The sequence below is a fragment of the Bellilinea sp. genome, assembly GCF_034432615.1.
Classification (GTDB): domain Bacteria; phylum Chloroflexota; class Anaerolineae; order Anaerolineales; family Anaerolineaceae; genus Bellilinea.
This window is the reverse complement of sequence record NZ_DAOUBL010000312.1, coordinates 21,920-28,015: the sequence shown is the minus strand read 5'-3', so window position 1 is coordinate 28,015 and position 6,096 is coordinate 21,920. Positions and strand designations below refer to the sequence as shown.

The following is a 6,096-nucleotide window of genomic DNA, read 5'->3' as shown; positions in this document are numbered from 1 at the left end:
GAACACCTGGTGCGGTCATTCATTCATACAATCGGGTGTCGTTTTCGCTGGAAAGGTTTCCTCACCGCTCGATGTTGAAACGCGCTCTCAGGTATAAATCAAGTTGATCTTCAACATTCATATCGGTTGGATTCCTGCTAAATTCCTCTGTGATTATAACGCATCCTGACGGTTCTATTGGATTGTGACATTCATCTACCAAGGCAGTGACAGAGGATTGCTGAAAGTATAGTGCTATTTCATATAATTGAATCGAGGGGAAAATCGTAATCGTTATTCTTCTTGAAATTTCCAAAAAAGGAGTGGCCGATGTTCAAGACCGATGTGGAAAAATTGCGGAGCGCACATAAACTGCTGGCAGAATTTCGGTATGACCTTCGCCCGGTGGTGAGGGGATATGCTAATCGAACCTTATATGTCAATATCAGTGAGAATCGTATTCAGAGTAAGCCGGTAGACGAAACAATGAAGCGTACCTTTACCGGCGGGAGAGGTTTCTGCTTGTGGCTGTTGTGGAATGCAATCCGTGATGATACCCGCTGGAATGATTTAGAAAACGAACTGGTTATTGCCGGCGGGCCAATTGGAGGGATTACGGCCTATCCGGGCAGCGGCAAATGTACGGTTGTAACGATTTCGCCGTTAACCAATACAGTCATTGACAGCAACAGCGGGGGTTACTTTGGCCCTTATTTGAAGTTTGCCGGGTGGGATGCGCTGGAAATTCAGGGAAAAGCCAAAAATGATGTGATCATCTACATTGACGGAGACGAGGGGGTCGTTCGAATCGAGGAAGCTCCACTTGAACCGGAAGATACCCATCTGATCAACCGAATGTTGACTGAATTGTACGCCGATGACCCACGCGGATTACGGGGAATCTCGGTTATTTCAGCCGGGCAGGCAGCCAATTACAATGCGATTTGTGGCTTGAACGTCAGTTATTATGACCCGCGCCGAGATGAGGTGCGCATTAAACAGGCAGCGCGGGGTGGTTGTGGACGTGTGCTGCGGGACAAGAGGATCAAAGCCATTGTGGTGCGCTACAGCCAAATCAGCGGTGACAGCAACGGGGTTGCCAACATGGATCTGATCCGAAAGGCTGGTCAGCGGATCAACCGGGAAATCAGTCTTTTTGATGCTTCTCAAAACGATATGCGCGGCACGGGAACTCCGTATTTGATTGAGATCATGAATAAGTTTCACCTTTTACCGGTCAAGAACTTCCGTTTCGGTCACCATGATGACGCTTATCGGGTGGCAGGTGACGTCTGGAAGCAAAAATTTGATATGCGTGGCCCGGATGGATGCTGGTATGGTTGTACAATGTCCTGCGCACATGGTGTTTCTCACTACATCCTGCAAACCGGCCCGTACAAAGGGGAAGAAGTATTTGTGGACGGGCCGGAGTACGAAACGCTGGGTGGGTTGGCTTCAAACCTGTGTATTTTTGACCCCGCGCAGGTTTTGGAGATGAATTTTTATGCGGATACCTATGGAATTGACTCAATTTCACTGGGTAATTCGCTGGCATTTGCCATGGAATGTTATGAGCTGGGTATTTTGAATAAGGAAATCACCGGCGGTATAGAACTCACCTGGGGCAACTTTGAAGCAGTGATGGAATTGATCCACCAGATGGCACGTGGTGAGGGTTTCGGTGTCGTTATCGGTCAGGGCGTGCGGGCAATGAAGCGATTATTTACTGAAAAATATGGCGCAGACCCAACCATTCTTCAGGATATTGGGATGGAGATCAAAGGGCTGGAAATTTCAGAGTACCTCTCCAAAGAATCGCTTGCCCAACAAGGAGGGTACGCATTGGCGACCAAAGGCCCGCAACATGATGAAGCATGGCTGATTTTCATGGATATGGTGCATAAACAATTGCCCACTTTTGAAGCCAAGGCTGAAGCCCTGCATTACTTTCCGATCTGGCGAACGTGGTTCAGCCTGCACGGGTTATGTAAATTGCCGTGGAATGACATTATTCCCGAAAGCAACAAAACGGCCAAGGAACCTGCCAAAGTGCCTGAGCATGTAGAAAATTACTGCTGGCTTTATGAGGGTGTGACCGGTGAAAAGATTGACATTGACGGGATAATCGAGCAGTCAGAAAAGGTTTATAACTTTCAGCGCATTTTCAACCTGCGCATGGGATTTGGAACCCGAGAGCATGATTACCCACCTTACCGCGCCATGGGACCGGTCACACCGGCAGAGTATGAAGACCGGCGGGATTATTACGACGAGATCCTGAAAAAAGAGGTTGGGCTGGATATTGGCGGGATGAGCACCGAGCAAAAAATTGCAGAATTAAGAAAATACCGTCAAAATCGCTATGACCAGTTAGTGGATGCCGTCTATCAACGGCGTGGATGGACGAAAAACGGCATTCCGACGCTCGCCACTATCCAGCGCTTGGGAATTGATTTTCCAGAAGTGGTTGCCTTAGTTAAGAAACACGGCGGGTAATTTCGCAAATTCTGCTAGGGCAAAATTTCAACCGATGTGACCAGCAGGGTGTTGCAGCCAGCATCTGCCCAGCTGCCCCGAAATTCACCCTGCTGGTCGTAGCGGTTAATGTCCAGGATTTCAATGCCTTTGATGCGCACACGATCCCCTTTGCGCACTTGAGCCAACTGTTGGTAGATTTCTTCCGTTGAGGGAACGGTGTGGAGCAAATTAATCGTCCCTTGTGGACGATTCTGCTGTTCTGAATACCAGTAAAAGCGGTGGTTTGATACCGATGTACGAACTATGGATGGATCGGAAAAATCACCGCTGGTAACCAGAATGTCGTGGGAAAGCAAGGGAAAAGCCCTTTCGTTGATTGGTGAGGTATGGCGCACTAAACCTTCAAAAATAGTGGTGTTTTTCGATTCGTATCGAATTTTCCAGGATTCTCCCCCGCTGTCTTCTACAGTTGTAAAAGATGAGTCAATTTTCCATGTGTCGAATTCGGGTATGGTCGTCCAAAGCAAGGTGATTTGGCCGGTTGAGAAGCCCCACAGCAAATAGCCAATCAGAAAAATTCCCATAAACAATAAGGGGGATCGAATCAGGCAACCTAAAGGGATTAAAAATAACTGGCTAGTTGAAGGTTCAGGTGCATCATCGGTGGAAGGATTTACAGAATGTTTGCGTTCCATTACGGTTGAATTATAGCAAAAGGCGGGTATAATCAGGCGGTGGAGGTGATAGGCATTACGAATTTGTAATGATAAGTGGAAAAGACCAGCGCATGGCTTCACATCTCTGGTTACCTGCGAGGTGGTGAAGTGACGAGGAGGAAGGTTCCCTGCTGCGAAGCAGGGTTAACCGGTGGGAACAGAGTGATGATCTGGTCACCGGGAAAATCGAAAGATCAGCGGAAGCCTTCCGGGCACTTGTTTTGCCCATCTTTTCCTGAATAATCCAAAAGCCAGAATAAATTCTCTTATCCATCTTGGATCAAGGGAATGCTTGAAATATTGAAAAGGAGCAACTATGTGCGGCATTGTTGGCTACATTGGGGAACGCAATGCAACTCCCATTGTTCTAAACGGTTTAAAACGGCTGGAGTATCGTGGTTATGACTCGGCAGGGATTGCCGTTTTGCAAAACGGCAATATCGAAATTCGACGCGATGCAGGGAAATTAAGTAAACTCGTCAGCCTTGTAGAAAACCAGCCGGTAGAAGGCCATATTGGCATCGGTCATACCCGCTGGGCAACTCATGGGGAACCCAGTGCGAGAAATGCACATCCTCATATGGGAACCAGCCGTCAGATTGTGGTGGTGCATAATGGGATTGTTGAAAACTTTCTCGAACTCAGGGAAGAGCTGATTGCAGAGGGGGTGAGTTTTAATTCGGATACCGATACAGAGGTGATTGTTCACCTGATTGAACGTTTTTTGAGCGGCGGCACCTCACTGGAAGAGGCAACCCGTCAGGCTTTACGCCACTTGAAAGGCGCTCATGGAGTGGTGGTAATGTCCTCATTGGAGCCAGATAAGATTGTTGCTGCGCGGATTGGTAACGCCGGCGGGGTTGTTATCGGTATTGGCGAGAATGAGATGTTTGTCGCCTCAGATATCCCTGCCATTCTGGATCACACCCGCCGGATGATCTTCCTCGACTCGCACCAGATGGCAGTTGTTACCCGGGATAATGTGAGGGTTTCGACTTTGGATGGCAAGCCCGTTCAACTTCAAGAACATTTGATCAGTTGGGATCCGGTGGCGGCTGAAAAAGGTGAATACCGCCATTTTATGCAGAAAGAAATTCATGAGCAGGTGCGTTCACTTACCGATACGCTGGCCGGCAGGGTAGATTTTGATGAGGGGGTGATTCGTTTGCCGCAATTAAACCTAACCCCCCATCTGGCAAAGCGTATTCAGAAAATCATCATTACGGCTTGTGGTACGGCTGCTCACGCCGGTATGGTAGGCAAGGTTTTAATCGAACACATCGCCCGTATTCCAGTGGAAGTGGATATTGCCTCCGAGTTTCGCTACCGCGATCCGATTGTGAACGAAAACACGGTGGTTCTGGCGATTAGCCAGTCTGGCGAAACGGCTGATACCCTGGCAGCGATGGATGAAGGCCGTAAACGGGGGGCAGTTTTATGGTCTATTGTCAATGCAATAGGTTCACAGGCGATGCGTATCGCAGATGGGTATATTTCGATGCAAACCGGCCCGGAGATTGGGGTGGCCTCTACCAAAGCGTTTACTGCCCCGCTGGTAGATTTATACATGCTGGCGGTGTTGCTGGGAGACCTGCGAGGAGTGCTGGACCCCCTCAAAAGAAAAAAACTGGTCAGTGATTTGCGTCTGATACCGGATCTGGTTGGGCGTTGTCTGGATCGAGAAAATGAAATCATCCCGGTGGCGCGAGAAATGAAGTATATCCGCAACATGCTCTATCTGGGGCGGGGCATCAATATGCCCATTGCATATGAGGGCGCACTAAAACTTAAGGAGATTTCCTACATCCATGCTGAGGCTTATCCGGCCGGAGAGATGAAACACGGCCCAATTGCGCTGGTGGATCGCGATATGCCGGTGCTGGCAATTGCCCCTCAGGATCCTTGGTACGAAAAGATGATCAGTCAGATTGAACAAGCCAAAGCGCGCGGCGGAAGCGTGATTGTGGTAGCAAGTGAAGGTGATACTCGGGTGCCGGAACTGGCGGATCATGTTTTCTGGGTGCCGCAAACCCCGTGGTTGCTATCACCAGTCGTTACGGTTATTCCCTTGCAGTTGTTTGCCTACCATATAGCCTCTTTACGGGGGTTGGATGTGGACCAACCGCGTAATTTAGCCAAGAGCGTTACGGTCGAATAAATAAGTTCTGCTTGTAGATGCAAGAGCGATTTCCAGCCATTCCTGGTAGGAAATCGCTCTTTTACGACTGCAGGCTTCACGGATTGGGTGAAGAGGCGGGCCGGCTGACCCACTCCTCCAAATGATCCGGCAAGCGATGATTTTGTAATGTTGCGAGCAAACGATGAGGATCATCTTCGATGGCGAAAAGATCACGATGGTTGGCGTAGATGAAGCCTTCCTGTTGAGCATGATTCACCATGGCAAGAAGCGGTAAAAAATAGGAATTGAGGTTGAGCAAGCCTAGCGGTTTACGGTGAATGCCAATTTGAATCCAGGTCAGGGTTTCGAACAATTCATCCAGTGTGCCAAAGCCGCCGGGCAGGGCGATGAACGCATCTGCCATTTGGGTCATCAACGCTTTTCGCTGGTGCATCGAATCTACAATCTTCAATTCAGTCAGATGATCGTGGATGAGTTGTGGTTGGAAGAGGGAGCGGGGAACAATCCCGATGACTGTTCCGCCTGCTGCCAGGGCGGAATCAGCCAGTGCGCCCATTAAGCCGGTTTTTCCACCGCCATAGATGATCCGAATCTGGTTTTCGGCGAGACACCTTCCCAATTCGGTTGCGCCGTCAAGGTAGGATTGATCGAGATGATCGGCGGAACCGGCAAATACACAGATTGAATGAATAGACTTTGGTTTCATAGGACTATTCTAAACGATTTTGCGGAAGTGAAAATAGGGTTTATGGATTGTATCATCCCTATTCATATGACATTCAT

General features: G+C 48.9%; 4 protein-coding genes. 2 read left to right on the top strand and 2 right to left on the bottom strand.

Features of this window, described 5'->3' with window-relative positions; genetic code table 11:
- Nucleotides 1-309: 309 nt before the first annotated feature.
- On the top strand, nt 310-2,475 hold the full coding sequence (locus tag VAE48_RS14220) for an aldehyde ferredoxin oxidoreductase family protein (RefSeq protein WP_322793990.1): 2,166 nt from the start codon (nt 310-312) through the stop codon (nt 2,473-2,475).
- A 14-nt stretch (nt 2,476-2,489) separates the two neighbouring features.
- Here VAE48_RS14220 and VAE48_RS14215 read toward each other — a convergent pair whose 3' ends face one another.
- Nucleotides 2,490-3,041 (bottom strand): hypothetical protein, encoded by a 552-nt coding sequence (locus VAE48_RS14215; protein WP_322793989.1) that lies wholly within the window; start codon nt 3,039-3,041, stop codon nt 2,490-2,492.
- A gap of 448 nt (nt 3,042-3,489) precedes the next feature.
- Here VAE48_RS14215 and glmS point away from each other — a divergent pair, with 448 nt between their 5' ends.
- Nucleotides 3,490-5,331 (top strand): glutamine--fructose-6-phosphate transaminase (isomerizing), encoded by a 1,842-nt coding sequence (glmS, locus tag VAE48_RS14210; RefSeq protein WP_322793988.1) that lies wholly within the window; start codon nt 3,490-3,492, stop codon nt 5,329-5,331.
- Between the two features lie 76 nt (nt 5,332-5,407).
- Here the strand turns inward: glmS and VAE48_RS14205 are convergent, their stop codons facing one another.
- Nucleotides 5,408-6,004: a TIGR00730 family Rossman fold protein gene (locus tag VAE48_RS14205; RefSeq protein WP_416181057.1), complete on the bottom strand. Its 597-nt coding sequence runs from the start codon at nt 6,002-6,004 to the stop codon at nt 5,408-5,410.
- Nucleotides 6,005-6,096: the final 92 nt, after the last annotated feature.